The sequence below is a fragment of the Pseudomonas sp. GT1P32 genome (genome assembly GCF_054897805.1).
Genome location: NZ_CM142704.1, coordinates 612191 through 632005, shown reverse-complemented (window position 1 = coordinate 632005; position 19815 = coordinate 612191). Strand labels below are relative to the sequence as shown.

12 protein-coding genes are annotated in these 19815 nt (G+C 57.2%); 1 reads left to right on the top strand and 11 read right to left on the bottom strand.

Going from position 1 to position 19815, the window contains the following annotated elements:
- Nucleotides 1-3 precede the first annotated feature (3 nt).
- The 3 genes from ACYZUC_RS02945 to ACYZUC_RS02935 form a co-directional block, all read right to left on the bottom strand.
- A complete protein-coding gene (locus ACYZUC_RS02945) occupies nt 4-468 on the bottom strand; it encodes a RidA family protein (RefSeq protein WP_461993401.1) in 465 nt (154 codons plus the stop codon).
- 79 nt (nt 469-547) lie between these two features.
- Nucleotides 548-1297: a creatininase family protein gene (locus tag ACYZUC_RS02940; protein WP_461993399.1), complete on the bottom strand. Its 750-nt coding sequence runs from the start codon at nt 1295-1297 to the stop codon at nt 548-550.
- A 61-nt stretch (nt 1298-1358) separates the two neighbouring features.
- The gene (locus ACYZUC_RS02935) at nt 1359-2672 is read right to left on the bottom strand and encodes an MFS transporter (protein WP_461993398.1); all 1314 of its coding nucleotides are present in this window, start codon (nt 2670-2672) and stop codon (nt 1359-1361) included.
- A 138-nt stretch (nt 2673-2810) separates the two neighbouring features.
- On the opposite strand from ACYZUC_RS02935, the gene ACYZUC_RS02930 reads away from it, so the two are divergent.
- Nucleotides 2811-3749, top strand: coding sequence for a LysR family transcriptional regulator (locus tag ACYZUC_RS02930; RefSeq protein ID WP_461993396.1), 939 nt, complete (start codon nt 2811-2813; stop codon nt 3747-3749).
- 2 nt (nt 3750-3751) lie between these two features.
- Here the strand turns inward: ACYZUC_RS02930 and ACYZUC_RS02925 are convergent, their stop codons facing one another.
- The 8 genes from ACYZUC_RS02925 to treS form a co-directional block, all read right to left on the bottom strand.
- Entirely contained in the window at nt 3752-4048 is a 297-nt protein-coding gene (locus ACYZUC_RS02925) for a hypothetical protein (RefSeq protein ID WP_461996829.1), read from the bottom strand.
- Nucleotides 4045-4347 carry a hypothetical protein gene (locus ACYZUC_RS02920; protein WP_461993394.1) on the bottom strand — a complete coding sequence of 101 codons (303 nt, stop codon included), beginning with the start codon at nt 4345-4347 and terminating at the stop codon, nt 4045-4047. Before ACYZUC_RS02920 ends, ACYZUC_RS02925 begins: the two co-directional genes overlap by 4 nt.
- A gap of 301 nt (nt 4348-4648) precedes the next feature.
- Nucleotides 4649-4951 carry a hypothetical protein gene (locus ACYZUC_RS02915; protein ID WP_461993392.1) on the bottom strand — a complete coding sequence of 101 codons (303 nt, stop codon included), beginning with the start codon at nt 4949-4951 and terminating at the stop codon, nt 4649-4651.
- 434 nt (nt 4952-5385) lie between these two features.
- Nucleotides 5386-5715 (bottom strand): hypothetical protein, encoded by a 330-nt coding sequence (locus ACYZUC_RS02910; RefSeq protein WP_461993390.1) that lies wholly within the window; start codon nt 5713-5715, stop codon nt 5386-5388.
- 405 nt (nt 5716-6120) lie between these two features.
- On the bottom strand, nt 6121-6576 hold the full coding sequence (locus tag ACYZUC_RS02905; RefSeq protein ID WP_223449909.1) for a DUF6911 family protein: 456 nt from the start codon (nt 6574-6576) through the stop codon (nt 6121-6123).
- Nucleotides 6573-15806 carry a hemagglutinin repeat-containing protein gene (locus ACYZUC_RS02900; RefSeq protein WP_461993388.1) on the bottom strand — a complete coding sequence of 3078 codons (9234 nt, stop codon included), beginning with the start codon at nt 15804-15806 and terminating at the stop codon, nt 6573-6575. Before ACYZUC_RS02900 ends, ACYZUC_RS02905 begins: the two co-directional genes overlap by 4 nt.
- Nucleotides 15807-15833: 27 nt before the next feature.
- On the bottom strand, nt 15834-17552 hold the full coding sequence (locus tag ACYZUC_RS02895) for a ShlB/FhaC/HecB family hemolysin secretion/activation protein (RefSeq protein WP_461993386.1): 1719 nt from the start codon (nt 17550-17552) through the stop codon (nt 15834-15836).
- A 130-nt stretch (nt 17553-17682) separates the two neighbouring features.
- A complete protein-coding gene (treS, locus tag ACYZUC_RS02890; protein ID WP_461993384.1) occupies nt 17683-19749 on the bottom strand; it encodes a maltose alpha-D-glucosyltransferase in 2067 nt (688 codons plus the stop codon).
- Between the last annotated feature and the right edge of the window lie 66 nt (nt 19750-19815).

Here is a 19815-nt window from a genome sequence, read left to right as displayed (position 1 = left end):
CCCTCAACTGACTTCCACCGTCATCTCGATTTCGACACAGGCGCCCAACGGAATCTGTGCCACACCGAATGCCGAGCGCGCGTGTTTTCCCTTATCCCCAAACACCTCGGCCAGCAGCTCCGAGGCGCCGTTCGTGACCAGATGCTGCTCGGTGAAACTGGACGTTGAATTCACCAGGCTCAGCACTTTGACAATCCGCGTGACCCGATTCAGATCGCCAAGATGAGTCTGCAGCGTCGCCAACAAATCGATGGCGGTGGAGCGCGCGGCCACATAGCCCTCCTCTGTCGTCAGCGTTTCGCCCAGTTTTCCTGCCCAGACTTTGCCACCTTGCTTCGCGATATGGCCGGACAGGTAAACGACATTGCCACTCTGCGCACTCATTACATAGGCAGCAGCGGGAGCGCCGGTGGTGGGCAACTCGATACCGAGGTCTTTCAGGCGGGTATAAACATCATGTTCAATCATGGGTTTTCCTCGAATAGAACGTGCCAACGCCCGGAACTTCCGGGCGCTGGGCTAGTTGAAAAACGTTTGATCCGGTTGTTTAGCCGGGTATCGATTCGCGACTGAAGGCGTCAAGTTCCTGCACCAGGCTCTGCGCTGCCATCATCACCAGAGCGCGACCTTTGTCCGGGGTGGCCAGGGACGGATCCGAGCCCATGCGGCCATCCGGATGGCGTGCGCGGAAATCCTGCGCTTCGCGAATAGGTCCCCACGGCGCGATCTGCGGCGAGTACTCGGCAGTTTTGATGGAATCCGGGTAGGCCCATTGGGTCACGGCAATCTCGGACGGCGTGGCATGAATGCCGTGCCCCTCAGGAAACTGCTCCCGCGCCAACTCACCGATTCCCTCCAGATCCCACCAATTACACAACTTCAGCGCGAACCCCGCGGGGCGTCGAGCGAAGCTTGCTTCGGCGTAAAGCTCCGAGAACGCCGCTTCAATCGATGCGACGTTGCCGCCGTGGCCATTGAGGAAGAGGATTCTTTCAAACCCGTGAGCGGCCAACGAACGCACCCAGTCACCAATGGCCGCAATAAACGTCGAGGGGCGAAGTGAAATGGTCCCGGGGAATCCAAGATGGTGCTGGGCCATGCCGATGTTAAAAGTCGGCGCAATCAGGATGTCTGCCGACTTCTGCGCTTCGCACGCAATGATTTCGGGGCACATCCAGTCAGTCCCCAGAAGGCCGGTCGGACCGTGTTGTTCATTGGAGCCGATCGGGATCACGATGGTGCGGCTGCGTTCAAGGAATTGCCCGATTTCGGCCCAGGTAGACAGGTGTAAAAGCATGTGGGTTCTCTCTTTAAAAGGGTTCCTTTCGGAACCGACTGATCAAGTGGGAGGCGGTTGATCAACCCGCGCTGAATTCAGAAACCGGGCGCTCACGCGGTTGCCGCTTGGTGGCAAGGATCACGAACGCTGCACACAAGAAGACGCAACCTACAACGACGATACCGAGATTGGCGCTGCCGGTTGCCGTTTTTGCCCAGCCAATCACCGCAGGTCCCCAGAAGCCGCCGGAAAGACCGATGGTGTTGATCAAGGCGATGCCGCCCGCCGCCGCGTCACCCTTGATGTGCTCGGAGGGCATCGCCCATAACACGGTGTAGGCCATGAACATCATGGCGGTCGCCACGGTCAGCAGAACCAGCGACGCCATCAGGTTGCCGTCGGCAAAGGGATACATGAGCAACAGGATGGCGCCAATGCCCGCAGGGACTGCGCAGTGGTAGCGTCGTTCGCCGACCCGGTCGGACCGACGCCCAATCCAGTACATGCCGCATGCCGCCGCGACATAGGGAATTGCGGCATACCAACCCAGCTGCATGGTGTCGTTGACGCCCTGGGCCTTGAGGATTGCCGGCAGCCAGAAACTCATGGCGTAGATCGAGAAGATGATGCAGAAATAGGCTGACGCGAGGATGTAGATTTTCGGGTCGCTCAACACCGCCCGGAACGAATGGGCTCGCCCCGACGATGTACCGAGCTCGCTCTCCAGCAGTGTCCTTTCTTCAACACTCAGCCATCGGGCCTCCGAGGGCCGATTGGAGAGTACGAAATAGGTCAGGATGCCAAGGAACACGCACGGCAGACCTTCAATCAAAAACATCCATTGCCAGCCGGCCAGGCCACCAACGCCTTCGAACGTGGTGATCAGCCAGGCAGACAGCGGACCGCCGATAATGCCTCCGATGGGACCGGCAATAAACACGATCGCAATGGCCCGCGCCATACGCTTCGGGCCGTACCAGCAAGACAGGTAATAGATCATGCCGGGGGCAAAACCGGCTTCGAATACGCCCAGCAGAAAACGCATCGCATAAAACATCGGCACGTTGCGCACAAAGAGCATGCAGGCCGAGGTGATGCCCCAACACACCAGAATGCGGCTGAAGGTTTTTCGCGCCCCCACCTTCGGCAACATCAGGTTGCTCGGCAACTCAAACAGCACGTACCCCAGAAAGAAAATACCCGCGCCCGCGCCGTAGGCCGCATCGGACAGTCCAAGGTCATTTTGCATCTGCAGCTTGGCGAAGCCGACGTTGATCCGGTCCAGATACGCAAACACGTAACAAATGAACAGGAGTGGCAACAGCCGCCAATTGAGCTTGCGGTAAAGGGCAGAAACGGCATCACTGCTTGCCGGTGTCAGTAAGGTTGACATGCGAGTCTCCAATTATTCTTGTTGGTCTGCGTTCGTGCCAAAGAATGTTGCACCGGCACCGCAGGCCCAGCAAGAGCAACTAAGTTCGTGTATCGTTGCCCTACAGGCAACACAAACTTTCTGGCGGGAGGGCCCGGGATGCGCGAGATCAACCAACAACGGCTGCGGTATTTTCATGAGGTGCTGGTCCACGGCTCGATTCGTGGCGCGGCGGACAGCATCAATACGTCGCCCTCCGTTATCACGCGCCAGATCAAGCTGCTGGAAGAGGAACTGGGTGCAAAATTGTTCGAGCGCCAGGCACGCGGCGTGCAGCCCACCGAGGCAGCGGCGCACTTGCTGGAGTTCTGGCGCGGTTATCGATCACACCAGGAGAAACTCGAAGACCAGCTTCAAGCGATCAAAGGCCTGCAACAGGGCCAGGTGCGAGTCGTCATCAGTGAAGGCTATGTCGATGCCTTGGTCGACAACGTGCTCGCCCCCTTCTGCAAGCAGTACCCCAAGCTCGATGTCCGACTGGACATCCTTCCCGTCGACGACGTACTGAACGAAGTCGCCGAAAACCGTGCGCACATCGGCCTTGCCTACAATCCTCCGCCGCATTCGCAAATCGATTACCGCGCGACGTCATCGCAGCCAGTGATGCTGCTGGTTCGCCCTGATCATCCATTGGCAGTGCGAGGGGGAACGGCAACCGTCGAGGACATACTCACCTGCCGACTGGTGCTGACGCCCCCCACTTTCGGTATCGGGCATGCGATCAAGATGCTTGAATACGCCGAGAAAATCGAAATCCGCCCGGCACTGGTCAGCAACTCCCTCGCCGCACTCAAGCGCCTGGTGGCCTCCGGAGATTTCGCCTCGTTACTCGGCGAATTTGCGGCCTATCGGGAAATCGAACAAGGCAGCCTCGCGGCAGTACTGATCGACCATCCGCTGTTTCTGGGCGTGGAAGCAAAACTGCTGGTGAAGTCCGGCCGACCGCTGGCCGCTCCGGCTCAGGAGCTGCTGAACTGGATGTTGCAGCGCTTGCCGATGTTTGGGTCGGGTGACGGAATTAGATTGGTTTCTCGGTGATCTCAGCGTTGTTTGCTGAGTTGCTCGAAGAAGTTGCTGGAATGAAAAAAGAGGCTGATGCCTCTTTTTTTAATGCCAGAACGTTCACTGGTGATCATCTCGGGTGCAGGATGATCGATGTCGCCATTACCGCCGGAGTTGTAGGTGCCGCCGACGCTCAAGGAGTAACCGTGCTCTTTGTCTTTCCCGGCTGAATTGCTAAAGGACAACGTGCCGGTACCCATCTTCAGGTTGCCATTGTCGACAGCAATCAGCGCACCGTCGATCCGGGTGTGGCTTTCGGACTTTTTATCAATCAAGCCTTGAACTTGGTTTTAACTTCTCCACCACGCGTATAAGTCATCATAAATGAATTCCAATTCACACCACGTCTGGTCGCGCACACCCTCAATTCCTTCACCAAACGATAGAGGGTTGCGCCATTGTAATCCGTTTCTGCATCCGTAACCCGAACCCCTTCCTTCTCAACAGTAAGAACAGTTTCGATATACCCCACACTTACTGCAACCTCATAACAAAAACAGTCGTAACCATGCACGATACCAGCATCTAACAATTCAAAAATCTGCCTCACTAACTGCAGGTCTTGAGCAACCATTATATAATCTCCGGCATTTTACGGGCTTCATTTTCAAAGGCCAACGCTTTAGCTTTGCCATCAACTGTATACGTCAACTTAATCGAGTCAGGGCTCGCCGAAGCAGGGTCGTCACGCCTAAATTTTATCGTCGCCGGCTCAACAGTTTTAAAATTAATCGGGGACAGACCACGATTAAATCGAAAGAGAGCTACTCCATTCTCGTGGAAAACGTAATCTACCCCCATTTACCTTTCCGCCCGCGAAAATTCGATACAGAAAAACGTTGCCTGCCCCCATTTAACAATAGCAATACCAATAACTAGTAAACAAAATTAGTTTTCACTTCGCCGCCACGAACATAAGACATAATAAAGGATATCCAGCCTTCGCCGCGCTTATCTTCACCGGCCTTTAATTCATCTATTAAAAGATGCAGTATCGCGCCATTAAAATCGGTTTCGACGTCCTTTATCAAGACACCATCCTTTTCAACGGTTAGGCCCCACTCCAGATACCCTTCCCCCACTTCGACTTCATACCTGAAAGAATCGTAACCATGAACAATTCCCGACTCTATCAAGTTAAATATTTTTTTTACTAACTCGAAATCTTCAGCTATCAAAATATTATCTCCGGCACTTCGTGGGCTTCATTCTTAACGGACAACGTCTTCGCCTCGCCATTTATTCTATACGTCAATTCCATCGAGTCTGGTCGAACCGAACCTGGATCTTTACGACTGAGTCTTATCGTCGCAGGCCCGCCGTCTTAGCTAACGGGGACAGACCACGATTAAATCAAAGGAGCGCTACTCCATTCTCATGAAAAACGTGATCTGCCCCCATTTACCTCCTCGCACCACAATCGTCAAGGTATGACCTCGTGTCAGGACGAATCAAATACCTACCGTATCAACCCTAATACAACAATAGTTCACATTTGGCGCTACCGGAGAGCAAGCAGGCAACACAACTAGCGCACATAGAGTGCACATCTATAAAACGTCTGGCACACCACTCAGCTGCGGATCACATTATTCGCACCACAGCCCTTCCTTCAACCATCATGCTTAAATTCAATATTTATCTTTATATTTTCCACATCCAACGTAACTATACATCCAGACCAGGCTTTTTCGCCTGCGCACAGGCCATTTGCAACAAAATAGTTCCTTAATTGCACTAACAACTCTGTTAAATCTCCAACTGCACGACCGTCGGGATTAAACCAATTAAAATCACCATCTTTATTAAAGTAATCAAACTCATAACTACTGCCATCACCCTCAGCGAAAAGCTCCGCTCTGGCTATAATTTTTTTAGCGTCTGACGGACCAGCATCAATTAAAAGCTGCCCAATTTTTTCATAAAACAGCTGCTCATCCATCACTCCCCGCCTCCAGGCGCATTTTTAAAATCAACATTCACAGGGCGACCACCGTCAATTGAGTACTTAACCTAACAGGCCGCATACCAATACCCTAATAGATAGACTCAATTTTGGCATTGACAGACTTTCCGACTTAATAACGCGATCGCCTTGCGGTGTAGAAACTTTCGCACCCGCAGCAAAGCAGCAAGGCCCGTTCGTTGGTGGCGTTCTCGCTGTGCCTTTTGCACCAAAGGTAAGCGACTAGAGCTAACGGGGACAGACCACAATTAAATCGAAGGAGCACCACTCCACTCTCATGAAAAGCGTGCCCCCCCATTTACCTCAACATTGTCGCCTGCCTCGTATTACTTCGAGCGTTTTTCTCACATCTAAGCAAGAGACATAAGCGAGTATGAAAGACTAAGGTTTCGGATCCCACTGTGAGCGCATTTGCAGTAATCCTGTAGGCATATCACCATAGTCAAACAATTCCTTGAACGTAGCCTGTGCAACAGCAAGGTCAGAACATACCGTACGTGCATCCCAGTCGTCGTCACCAAAGCGAACGAACCCTCGAAATGGCGAATCCCCCTCCTCCCACCACTCTAAAAGCTCCGTTTTAGGGTCAAGTGATTTCATCAATACAACCAATCTATATTGTCCCGGTAGAGACTTCATACATAGCTCATTTATAAAGGAATGGCTTTTCCCGAGCACCCTCAAGTAGACGAACCCACCATTCTTAAATGCATTTTCAAGTGCTACGCTAACTCTTTCCCAAGCTGGTGCTTCTGTGATTTGTGCAGGCGGGCGCATTGAGTTATCTAGCGCACATAACTCCAACACAACTTTTTCATCATTTTCGCTATCAATCATTCTTTCCACCCTGATCCGCGCACCCATTCGTAGACTCTACCTTTAACTGTATCAACGACCTTAAGGCCATTTAATCCGGCACGGTCGGCTGCTGCAGTCAGGTTACTTTTGCAGAAAGAACAAACTTCCTCCCCTCGCACCACAATCGTCATGGTTTGACCTCGTGTCAGGCCAGAATCAAATGCCTGTTGTATTAACCCTATTTCTGCATGTGCATTAGCCATTGTCGAGTTTGGCTTGCCAGGCGGGATTAAATCCGCAATTAGAGTTGATTTATTTGGATTTGCCTGGGTTACGGGCCTTGCAGTCTGATTGGTGTCAAGCAATGTTTTGCCTCCGATACTGCTTTCTGCTGTAACGGTAACTGGTGCTTTGGCTCCCGGCAAAACAGTGCCAATCCGCGGATCTTTTGCCTGGATAGCAAGAAGATCATCCCGCAACCCATCGCGCGCAATCGGAGAAGTGGCCGGAACATCAGAAGCCCCTTTTGAACCACCCGCAAAATAGTCCGGAGGCAAATCACAAGGCCCGGTATTGTGTACCCAGGTCTTGAGCTCGCCGACGTAGAACGTATGCCCCACATCGACCGTCAGATTGTATGTTTTGCCCTCGGGCAGGTACAGCTCAAGCGATTCGACTTCGGACGAGGTGTTTTCGGTATCGCCATCAGCCAGTGATTGCAGCAAGTCGCCTGGCTTCAGATCGATGACGGGAATGAAGTCACGTTTGGCGGGTACATAGAAGGGGTGGCTCGGCGTAACCAGCAGGGTTTCGCCTTCAGCTGCGTCGGTGCCACGAACATTTTTGAGCTTGAGGCGGTAGATCGGCTGATCCGAACGCTGATGTGTTGCCAGAATGGCAGCAGCGAACGGCTTGCCCCCTTTCTCAGGCTTGCTCCAGACAACATCTCCCACCTTGAGCGACTCAATAGCGCGATCGCCTTGCGGTGTAGAAACTTTCGTACCTGCTGCAAAGCAGCAAGGCCCCTTCGTTGCTGGCGTTCCCGCAGGGCCTTTTGGAACCTGATCTTTACCACCCGCCACAGTGATATGTGAATTACCTTTCCCCGGCACCTTCCCTGGCAGCACTCCAGTGAAGATGCTGGTAATCAGCTCACCGCCACCAATCAGAAAACGATCGTCCGCCTCCTTAGAATCAAGAGGCCTCTCCTCAAGCCCCTCCGCCACCATTCGACTGATGTCAGCCTGCAGCTTACCTATGTTCTTCGAAATCGTTTGACCGGTTTCCGTCCCGGCAAGCGCCTGCATCACAACAAATTGAGCGACACCTTTCGGCCCTTGAGCGACGGCCATTACATACCCTACGGCCTCCTGGCTCCCAGGATGCTCATCGATATAGGCCTGGACCGCGGACAACTGACGATTAAGCTTTTGAAGAGCTTTAAGCTCAGGCTCGGTCACCGTCGTCGTCTCCAAGGTCACTTCGCCTGGATTTGGAATGTATTTATCCGACGCAACGACATCCTGAATATCCTTGATGACCTTAGGTTCGATCCCATTCATCCTGGCCAGATTGGCAAGAACACCGTCGATGAACGCAGGATCACCCATCATCGCCATGGCATCTTTACGGCTCTTGCCTGAAAGGAGCAGCGCTTCCAGAGTGCTTTCGGCCAGGTCCTTGCCTGCCGTAGCTTGAGCGCGGGCATCCATGGGACGGCCCAGAATGTTGTCCACGCGATTGACCACGACATTCAGCGCCGAGGCAGCTCTGTTGAAGTTGGCCAGTGCGGTCTGGTCATAGTTGAGGAACGCCTCGCTCCATTGCTGCACGGTTACAACAGGGTGCAGTACCGCGTTAATGGAAGAATCACTGGCATACAAATCAGTACGTTCTTCCTCATCCTTGGTGATCTCATACGCCTTGCCCACATCACGGTTCAGCCCAGCCGTGGAGTCAGCGCCGGTCTGCGCGTCATTGCGCACCACGATCTGGCCTGCGCCGACGGTGGCCCGCACGATTTGCTCGCGATCCTTCTCGTAGTTCCAGCCTTCAACGCTCCCACCCGTCTTGCCTTCCTTGCCTTTCCCCACCTGGCTACCGTCTTGTACGGTGCCGCCATTGTTGCCGGGGTTATAGCTGCCACCAACGTTCAAGTAGTAACCGTGTTCTTTATCCTTCCCGGCGATGTCGCTGAAGCCCAATGTGCCGGTGTCCAGCTTCAGATTGCCGTTGTCGGCAGCGATCACCGCACCGTCGATCTGGGTGTGGTTTTCGGTGCGGATATCGACTTTGCTTTTGCCGGTGATGCTGGTTTGTTCTTCAACCCAGTTGGTCTTGCCGGTCGTCTGGCCGTAACCGACCGAGCCGCTGATACCGGCGCCCGGGCCGATGGTGGCGGTGACGTTGATGTCGAACTCTTTGCCCTTGACCTTGCCGGTATCGGCTACCGAGGAAACATTGAGGTCGCCGCCAACACGACCGACCACTTCATCGCCACGCAGGGTGGCGCCCGCGATGTTGGTGTCCTGGCCACTGGTGAAGCCCAGGCGGTTACCGGCGTAGAGGTACGCCTCTTGTTGACGTTCGCCTTCGCGTTCCAGATTGCCCTTGCCGAGGCTGACGCTGACATAAACGCCTACCCCCTGGGAGCCGAAGGTGAGGCCCGCTTCACCACCGCCGTTGTGGCGGTTGTTTTCAACATTGCTGTCGTTCTGCGCCGAGCGGATGTTCAGTTCGTTGCCGGCATTCAGATCGATATCACGCTGCGCCTTGACCTGGGTGCCGATCAGGTTCAGGTCGTTGCTGGCCTTGAGGTTGATATCGCGACCGGCGCCCAGTTGCGTGACCGTTGTCGATCCTTGAGCGCTGTCGCCACTGGCAGTGCCGTAGCTGCCACCGACACCAATCTTGATACCGCCACTGGTGCCGCCGTGAATGCCGCTCCAACTCTCGGTGTTTTGGGTTTCCTCACTGACACCGCCCTTGGCGACATCGAAGGTCACATCACGGCCTTTGACGTTGATGTCGCGCCCGGCATCCAGCCGGCTGCCCTTGACCACGACATCATTGTTGGCGTTCAGGTTGAGGTCGTGGCCGGCATTGAGGGTCGAGGATCTGTTGGTCTGCTCGACAACCTGCTGGCTGTTGCTTTGCTTGCTGTTACCGAACTTGGCGTCGCCGGTCGGCCCCGACAGGAACTGGCCAATCGCATCGACTCCCTTAAGGACACTGGAGCCTTGGCTGACGCCGTTCTCGCCTTTTCCGACCCCATTCACGGCATCCTTGGTCTTGCCGTAGTTGTGGTTGAGGGTGGCCGTCAGACCATTGCGCTCGGCTTCGCGCTGCTGCTCGGTCAACAGGGTTTCCCGCGCGGCGTCGATCCGGATATCACGGCCGGCGGTCAGGTTGATGTCGTTGTCAGCCTTCAGGTCGGAACCGATCTGATTGATATCGCGCACGGCCTTGACCGTCAGGTCTTGCCCGGCGCTGATCTGGCTGGCGGCGGCCGTCTGCTGTTCGACGCGGTTTTTTGCTTTGTTGCTGTCGGCTCCGGCGAAGAAGCTGACGCCGTTGGCATCGCTGGAGACCCCAATGCCGACCTGCTTGTTCTTCGACCAGTCCTGCTCAGCCGTGGTGTTCTGCGCCGCGACCACATTGACGTCGCGCCCGGCATCCAGGCTGACGTTGCGCCCCGCGCTGATGCCGCTGCCCACCACATTGATATCGCGTTCAGCCTTCAAGGTTGCATCGCGATCCGCAGACACATGGCTGCCGACACTGGTGCTGCTTTGTGCCTGACGCCCCGATTCCTTGGCCGAGGAAACGGAGAGGAACCCGTCCGAAGTAGAGAGCCCGACCTTTTTCTTGTACTGCTCGCTGCGGCTATAAGCCGTGTCGTTGGCCGAGACCAGGTTGATATCGCCCGTGTCGTTGACCAGTCCGGCACGCATTTCAACGTCGTTGCCGGCACTGGCTTTACTGGCACGGAGCCGGATGTCATTGCCGGCGGCCACCACCACATCGTTGCCGGCCTCAAGCTGGCTGCCGACTTGTGTCGCCGTGGTCGTCAGCTGACTCTTGCCACTCTTGGACAGGCCCATGAAGCCGGATTTGGTTTTCTTGCTGTACGAGCCATGCTCCTCAACGCCAGACAATATGGCCACATCGCCAGTGGCGCCGATCATCAGGTCTTCACCAGCCTTGAGTTGGCTACCAATCACGGTGACATCGCGACCACCGTTGATGCTCATGCTGCCATCGGCTTTTCGAGTGGTGTTGAGGGTCAGGTTCTGACCTGCCTCCACCACCGACGCGATGTTGGTGCTGTCATAGCTTTCGTTCTGTTTGCTCTTGCTGCGACCGAAGGAGCCTTTGCTCTTCTTCGAATAGAACGAAGCGCTTTCATCCTTGGCGGAGAGCACGTTGATATCGCCCGCCGCATCCAGCGCGACGTTTTGTTTGGCCTTCACATTACTGGCCACCAGCGTCAGATCCTGGCCGGCCTTGATCGACAGATTTGCGCCCGCCTGCACGGTGGAGGATTGCTGGCGCACCTGGTCTTTGCTGCTTTGGACTTTCTTGCTCTTGGAGCTGTTGTGACTTTCATTCGCGGCCGATTCGATGGCCACATCTCGCCCAGCGTCGAACGATAGATCCTTCTGCGCGGCCACCGTACTGGCGACCACCTTGATGTCCTGGCCAGCGGTCGCAGTGAGGTTGCCGCCGACTGACACCTGACTGCCGTATTGCGTGGTTTGGCTCTGGCTCCAACTGGTCTTCTTGTGTCGTCCTTCACTGCTGTTGACTTGCTCGGTCGAGACAAATTCCAGGTCACGCCCGGCCTTGAGTGTTGCGTTGCCACCCGCTTGCAGCACGCTGCCGCTGTTGCGGATGTCGTTGCCGGCGGTCAGGGACAGCGTATTGTCGGCTTCGATCCGCGCGGCGCTGTTGAGGTAATCGTTGTGCTGAGTGCCGCCTGCGTACCGGGTATCTGTGCTGGTCCGCGAGCGCTCGTTGATGATGTCGCCCTGAGTGGCGACCAGACTGACATCCTTGCCCTTGAGGATTCCGCCCTGAGCGTTGCGAATGCTGTTGGTCGCGAGTAGCGACAGGCGCTCGTTGGCCTCCATCAACCCGTTGTTGCTGATGTTCTGGCCGCTGGCTTGCAGGTTGGCGCTGGCACGCAACGTGCCCTGGTTTGCCAGGGTGCCGCCGGAAATCAGTGTCACGTCACTGCCCTGGATCAACGCCCCATTGGGTGCCAGGCGATTGTTCGCCTGGGCCAGGTACAGAACCGGTACCAGGACCTTTTCGCCGCGGACTTCCTGTTCTTCCATCCAAACGATGTCATGGGTCAGGGCCGCCACCTGGGCCGAACTCAGGGCGATGCCGGGAGAGAGGTTCAGGGAGGTTTTGCTGGCGATGGCGTTGTCCATCAAATAGCGGAACATCGCCTCGTCGCTGTTCAGGCCGGCAATGAAACGTTGGCCGGTGCGGGCGATCACCGCTTCACGAATAAGGCGCTGTTCATAGAGGCCATCACCGAGGCGACGTTGGGTCTGGTCACTGGTGACGCCGATGCGGCTGAGCAAGTAGTCGGAGTTGGTGAAACCATTGAGGCTGGCGAACGCCGGGTTGGTTTCGATCAGGTACTTGTGCTGCGGATTGCTGCTGAACTGGAACAGACCCTTTTGCCCTGTGGGCAGGCTGAAGCCCGGCAGGGACAATGGGTTAACCGCCTGCTGACGCAGGTCTGGAGTCAGTTGCGCATTGAACTGCGCCAGGGTCTGGGTGGGCGTATCGACCGCGGTCGCGGCGACTCGATTGGCGCCAGCGGTGATCGATTCGCCTGGGCGGATAGAACCGTTCACCACCTGTTGAGTGCCGGTGGCATTGACCTTGCCGGCGCTCTGAATGATGGCCGTTGAGGCATCGACCGCCCCGGAGGTCTGGGTTGTGCTCGAACCTGTGACATTACCCAGCGCGATGGAGGAAAACGGCATCGCTGCCGGGTTGTAGCTGGCGGATGCCGGGTCGTTATAGGCGTTGTACTTCGCAATGTTGTCGTAGAAGGTGTAGTAGGAGTCCTCGTCCTTGGTGTAAATCACGTAGGCCGCGTAACGTTGCTCGCCGCCCCCGGCACCAAGGTTATTCAGGGTCTGACTGTCGAGGGTGATATCGCCACCCGCCGAGACACTGCTGAAATGGTTGTCGAAACTGCCGCCGGTGAATTTGAGTTCAGCACCGGAAATCAGATTGGCCCGCGCCGAGTCTTCAGTGACTTTTGTGCCATAGGTTTCAGTGACGCTGTAATAGGCCTCGCAATGTTTGCCCTTGCAATTATCGGTAAAGGCCAGGGTGATCTGACCCGAGGTCAGCGCCGGGATAAAAGCGAATTTTTCCTTGCGGTTGACCAGGCGGTTTGCCAGCAACTGCATGCCATGGGCGCTTTCGATGGTGCCTGAGATGTTCTCGATCAAGCTCGCAGGACGATTGTTTTCATCAGCGATGTCCAGCCGACCCAGGCTGTAGATATCACCTTTGTTGTTGGTCACGCTGTTGGCCTGGAGGGCCATGTCGGCGCCGCTGAAAATCAGCCCGCCCTCGTTGACCAGCGTCGGTGTTTCAATACGCAAGGCGCTGCCTGCGCCTAAAGTGCCGCGGTTGGTCAGGCTGGCCACCTTCAACAGCAGGTCACCGGTGGCGGTCAGGCTGCCCTGGTTCAGCAGCTGGCTGCCGAGGTTGAAGTCGGCCTTGCCGCCACTGCGTATTTGCGCGTCTTGGCCCAGATCGGCGCTGGCAGCGGCGAGGGTCATTTTCCCCTGGCTCTTGAGGATGCCGTTGCCCCGATAAGTGCCGCTCAGGATCAGCTTCAGGTCACCCTGGGTTTCCAGGCTGCCGTCGTTGATCCAGTTGCTCCCGCTGGCTTCGACGCCATCGACAGAGATCAGTTTGCCGCTGGCAGTCTGGGTAAAGGTGCCGACCTTGAGGGCGAGTTTTTGCGCCTGGATCAGGCTGGTGTTGCTCCAGTCGGCCAGGTCCAGGTTGAGCTGGCTGTTGGTGATGAAGCTGCCCCCGGCGGCGCCGGTATCCGCCAGTGACAGGTCAAACCCGTTGGTGCCGAGGTGGCGGACGGTGCCTTGCTGGTTGCTCAGGCTTGCACTGTCGAGGGCAAACCGATCATTGCCGACTTCCACCAGGCCATTGTCGTTATTGAACTGGCCGCCGATCTTGAACCGGCTTTTACCTTGGGACCCCAATGCGCGCAATTTGCCATTGAGGTTAGTCAGCCTGCCCGCATCGATGCCAAGCGTTTCACCAGCCTCGATCAGGCCGTTGTCGTTATCCAGCGCACCGCTCAACGTCAGACCGATGTTCTTGCCGCTCAGATTGCCTTGATGGTTTTTCAGGCTGTCGGCATCGACCGTCAACTGTTGTCCGGCGCTGAGTTCACCTGAGTTATTGAGAATTTCTCCGCGCTTGAGCTCCAGATTGCCGGTGGTGGCAACCAGGTGACCTCGATCGTTGGTAAGGCGCGTCGTGCTGGTGGCTTCAACATTGTCGGCACGCGCGTCGCCCTGAGTATTGTCAAAGGTGGCGCTGCTGGTCTTGAGCTTGCCGCCCTGCGCATTGAGCTTGCCTTGCTGGTTGCGTAGATCATCGGCGACCAGCGTCATGGCACCCGCACCGGTCAATACCTTGCCGTCGCGGTTGTCGAGCACCTGGGTCGCCGTTGCCTTCAGTTCGCCGGTGTTGGCCTGCAGGGTGCCGGCGCGGTTATCCAGGTTCTTCGCGCTCAGGGTCAAGCCCTCGGCCTTACTGAGGATCAGCCCTTTATCGCGGTTGTCCACCGTATCGCTGACAGTCACCGACAGCGCCTGATTGCTGGCGAAAGTGCCGCCACGGTTATCCAGACTGCCACCGTCCAGACTCAGCACCTGCTGGCCGATGACCTTGCCGCCACGGTTATCCAGCACGCCGGCCTTGAGGGTCGCGGCGCCGTCGGCGACGAGCTCGGCGTTGCGGTTATCGAGTTGTTGCAGGTCCGTCGCCAGCGTGCCTTGGGCGTTGATCTTGCCCTGGTTGCTCAGGCTGCCACCCTGGATTTGCAGGTGACTGGCGCGGTTGGCGCTGCCATCAGCCTTGAGGCCGGCATTGAGATTGCCCCGATTAGTGATCTGCTGACCTTCGACGTGCACGTTACGGGCGGCGGTCAGGCTGCTGTCGATGTCGAGACTTCCCGCCGCGACGACCTTCGCGTCCCTGGCGGCATAAACCGTATTGGTGAGTGCAACTTCTCGGGCATTGAGCTTGACGTCGCCCTGGGTGGCTTCTGCACGCGCCAGGGTCAGTTTACCGTTGACATCAATCTGCAGATCGCCAGCGCTGGCGGCCACATCGCCCGCGAGTTTCACCCCGACCCCGGACTCGGTGCCCACCAGTTTGATAGCCCCGGCGTACATGCCGCCCAGGGCCGAAGAGTCGATGGCCAGTTGCGGTGCCGAACCGGCGCCAGGTGCCTTGGCCTTCGCCGCCAGCGTGCCCGCATTGACTTCGTTGCGACCGGTGACGATTGCCAATTGCTGCGCATGTAACTCAGCGTTGATCCTGGCGCTGCGCGTGATCAATTCAAACTGATTGACGTTGCTCGCATTGAGGCCGCGACCTTCAATGGCGATCGCACCGCCCTCCACGTCGTAGCGGTCTAGTCGACCGTTTTCAAGAATGGGCCGTCCGGTACTGAGCGTGACTTTGGGCGTATTGAGAAAGCCGCAACCATCACAGCTGATGCCGTGAGGGTTGGCGAGGATGACGTGGGCACCCTGCCCGGCCACTTCGGTGTAACCCCTGAGCTGGCTGGGGCTGCCGCCATTGACCTCGTTGAGGATGACGGAGGCGGCGCGACCGTTGAGGTTGCTGTTGCCGATGATGTAACCACCCAACTGGGTGCTCTGCAGATTGTTCGTGGCGTTGTTGAGGATCACGCCCTGCTGGCCGACGTTGAAGTCGCTGAACTGGTTATGGGACAGGCCGGTGCCATTGGGCGTGGCAATGTTCACCACAGGGACGCCGTTGGCCGCCTGCCCCACCGTGGTCGCACTGCCATTCACGACGATGCCGTCGGCCTGGGCCAGCATCGGTTGCCAGAACATCGCGTTGGCGAGGATGAACGCCAACCCGCGCTTGGGCAGCCCACAGAACAATTCACGCGATTGCAGGGCAGCCGAAGGCTGGCGGGCCAAAAAGGCGAGTTGGCGAACGTCCATGTCGTGTATCTCAGGTAAACAGCAGAGTTAAAGAAAGAAATCCAGGCGGAAGTAGATCGGTGCTTCACGCTCGCTCAGCGCTTCTGGCCGCTCAAGGGAGTGGGCGAAAGTGACGCTGGCGGCCAGGTGCTGGCCCCGGGCGAAAAGCTCAAGGGAGTTGCTCGACATCCGGCCGTGCTGCTCCGCGTTGTAACGATCGTTACGAATCACACCGACGTCATAACCCAGGCCGGTGCCATATTCCGTGAGTAGCGGACGCAGCCACGCCCACGTCACCGGACGGCTCAAGCGCAGGTCGTTGCGCCAGTAACCGCCGCTGTCGCCGGTCAGGGTCTGGTCCTTGTAACCACGGATCGAGGACTGGCTACCGAGGCTCATGCGTTGAGGGCTGAACAGCACGTCTTCACTGCGCTGGCCGGTGATCAGGCTGCTGAATACCAGGGATTCATCCCACAGCTTGAAGGGTTGCAGGTAGCTGATTGTCGCGGTGTATTTGCGGTAGCGGGCGTCAGGTGTGAGGTTGCCGAAAGCATCGCGACGCTGGTTCTCGCGCTGAGCATCGAATGCGCCGATGCCGTTCTGCATCCCCAAATCCACGTTGACGAACGCACTGCCGATGCGCCGGCCATGGTTTATCCCAAACTGCGCCTCGCTCAGCCGATTGCTGCTGACTGCCAGTTTGCTGTCTTCGATAAAGTTGTTCGTGCGCAGATAGGCCAGGCCGGCATTGAGGGACGTCTTGCTCACCGAGTCGCGGTGGATCACCCGCTCCAGGCGCAGCTGATGATTCTGGCTGTCGCCGCTCTGCTTGAAGTCAAACCCACTGGCCTGGGCCACAGAGCGGTACTCACTCTGGCTGTAGGCATAGCTGAGGTTCCACCAGCCGAACGGCAGGTTGTAATAGAGCGAGGCATTGTTCGAGGTTTTCTGATGATCGCTGATTGCGTCATGGCCGCCGCGCAGCATCAGTTGATCGGCCAATCCCAGGGGGCTGTCCCATTCAAACGAAGTACCCCACTGTTGTTCGCCGGTACTTTTCTGGCCGTCATTACTGCGCGACAACCCGGCGCGCCAGGGTTTTTGCGGCGTGTTCGTGACCAGTACTTCACTGCCGCCCACCTTCTGCCCGGGTGCCAGTTCCATCTTGGCCTGGTTCGACGGCAATCGATTGATCTGGTCTAACAGCTGTTCGATTTCCCGCAAGTTGAGCAAATCACCGGTCTTGCCAGGAAACGCCATGGCCAGCTCGCGCTCTGACAGTTGGCTGCCCTGCGCGCCTTGCAAACCTTCGAGCCGCCCCTCTACGACCAACACCTTCAAATGCCCGCCGGATAAATCCTGCTGCGGCAAGTAGGCGCGGCTGGTGACAAGGCCTTTTTCGATGTAGTGGTCGGTGATGACTTTCAGCAATTGATTGAGCTGAGTGACACCCAGGCATTGGCCCATGTAAGGCTTGAGCAAGTGCTCGCGCTGACCAGAGGAAAGGCTGTCGGCACCTTTGAGCTCAATGTTCTTGATGGGGAAGCAACGGGTATCGGCAGGCGCCGCTTGTTGCGCAGGCGTGGCTTCCTTGCCGGGCAAATCCTTGAGTTCTTCAAGACGACGACGCTGCTCGTCCAGCAAGCGATCTTGACGCTCGCGGATAAGGTCGGTTTCACCGGGTGTCGGGGCAGCAAAGGTAGTATTCAGTGGAGAAAGGCACAGCAAAGCCAGGCACAACCTCGCCACGAGGGCGGGTGGGTACATGTTCGATCCCTCGATACGGCGGGTGATGGCACAATAGCGGCGCGATACTAAATGGCCACTATTCTGGCGTCAACTTTCCTTTCGACGCAGACGGTAAGACAGCTCGCCTCAACCAACCTGCCGACACCTCTCAAATCATCGGCGAACTGCTGACCACGCGCAGTGCCAGGCCTTCGAATGGGTCCAGGGTGATGGTGAACTCGCCCTCGGCGCTCAGGTCGCCTTCGACTCGCTCGTTGATGATGTCGACCACCGGCCCCGGTGCAATATTGGGCAGGTGCAGCGTTTCGGTGATCGGTTGCGCACTGAAGTTCAGCGCGGTGATTTGCGTGCCTTTGCCGGCAGGCAACTCGTGCACCATGATCAGCAGGCCAGGGTGCTCGACGTCAGGAATCAAGATCTGCCGACTGGCGGCGATGTCATAGGAACGGCGCACCGCGAGGATTTTCTTTAGCTGCGAAGCAAAGGAGTCCGGGTCTTTCAGTTGGCTGGGCAGACTGCCATACAGCGTTTTCGAGCGCGGCATCTGGCCGGCGGACAGCAGCGCATCGGGATTGAGGTCGACCAGATCGTAAGCGCCGCGATGAATCCAGCGGGTGTCGCCATCGAGCATCAAGTGCGCCACCTCCTCCGCCGACAACGGTAATGCCCCCACCAGATCCCAGCCGGAAAGCGCGAACACGCCAGGTTGCATGGCGTTGTACATGACCAACAGCAAATGCACCTGGCGAATCTGCTGGATGTCCGCCTCAGTAATCGCGTTCAGGTCGCGAATGCCCAGCGCCGCCGTGATGATGCTGGCGGTGGTGCAGGACACGCCATTGGTGACGAACTTCAGGTTGTAAGGCGCGTGCTCCCCGGACAGGCGTTCGTACATTTGCTCGCGGATGTGCTCGCGCAGGATGTTGCCGGGAAAGGTCTGCCCCTGATAGAGGAACGTGTCATGGGCATGCAGGGTCCAGAAATGCACCAGCTCCAACGTCAGTTCGTCGTGGTTTTGCAGGGCATGAATCAATGAGGCGGGGTCGATGCCATAGTCATGAACCTGGCGCAGCATCAGGCGCAAGAACTCGGCATCGCCCATGAGCAAGGCATGCTGGTAGGCCGGGCGGGTGATGAAGTCGTAAGACAAGTCCGCCCCGCCATGGGACATTGACGCGATGTCGTCGATGGTCAGATTCAGCTCCTGGAAGCTGAAGCCGCCCGCCTTGCGGATCGCCCCGCCGAGCAACTGATTGCCGGTGATCGACAGCGGATGGCTTTCGGACCAGGCCGTACCGTCCAGCTTGCGCTCGACGCCCAGAAAGCCGTTGGCATCCAGGCGTAGAATTTTCGCGCCCATCACATCGACCGCGTGCAACGCATCACCGATGATCATCTGTTGCGCGGCGAAACTCGGGTCCAGCCAGTTGAGCGAAGGTTGCCCTTCCTTGAAGTAATGCAGATACACCCAGCGCCGCGGCTTGCCGTCGACGCCGATCACCACGGGCGTTGCACTCCAGTCGGTTTCCTTCACACCCGGCTCGAAGAAAATCACCCGCTGCAACTGACCGACGATGTAGTGCTTGTCCCGCAACGCATCGACCTGCAGCGGTCCGAGGTTCTGAGCATCACGCCCCTCAAGCACATCCGGCAGCAACGGCCAGTCTTCCTCGCGGATCTCGACCATATGGTATAGCCCCGGATAGTCCTCATAGGCCATTTCCGCAAGACGGAAATCCGCGCCTTTACCGGTGTGAGACGGAATCACATCGTCGATGATGACCGCGTTGTGTGCCGCAGCGATCCGGCTCAGGCCTTGAAACTGCGCCTCGGTGCCCAGTTCAGGATCAATGCCGAAGCTGATGCGATCGAAGTTACCGTCGATAGTGGGCGTGCGCTCGCGCCCCTGCAAACCACCGGAGGTCTTCAAAGGCCCGTTGTGAATGCCTTGAATGCCGATTTCCGACAAGGCATGCCAAAGCGTCTCATTGCCCAGCGCCTGCAAGACGGTCTCGCCTTCTGCGGTGATGATCGACGCGGGATACGCGGTGAACCACACGGAGGCGAGTGCCGAGGCGTCGCGGGGCCGGGTATGTGCGAAGGGTTGCTGCCACATTCGCCCTTGCCCGGAGTACAGTTTTGCTCGCTGCCTGGCCGCATTCAGCATTGATTGCTCAACCAGCCAAGCCACATAGTCCTTGTCTGCCGTCGTCATAAGCACATTCACTCGCTGTCGGAACCCAACACATTGAGCCGTCGCACGCAGCGCGGCGCGGGTAAT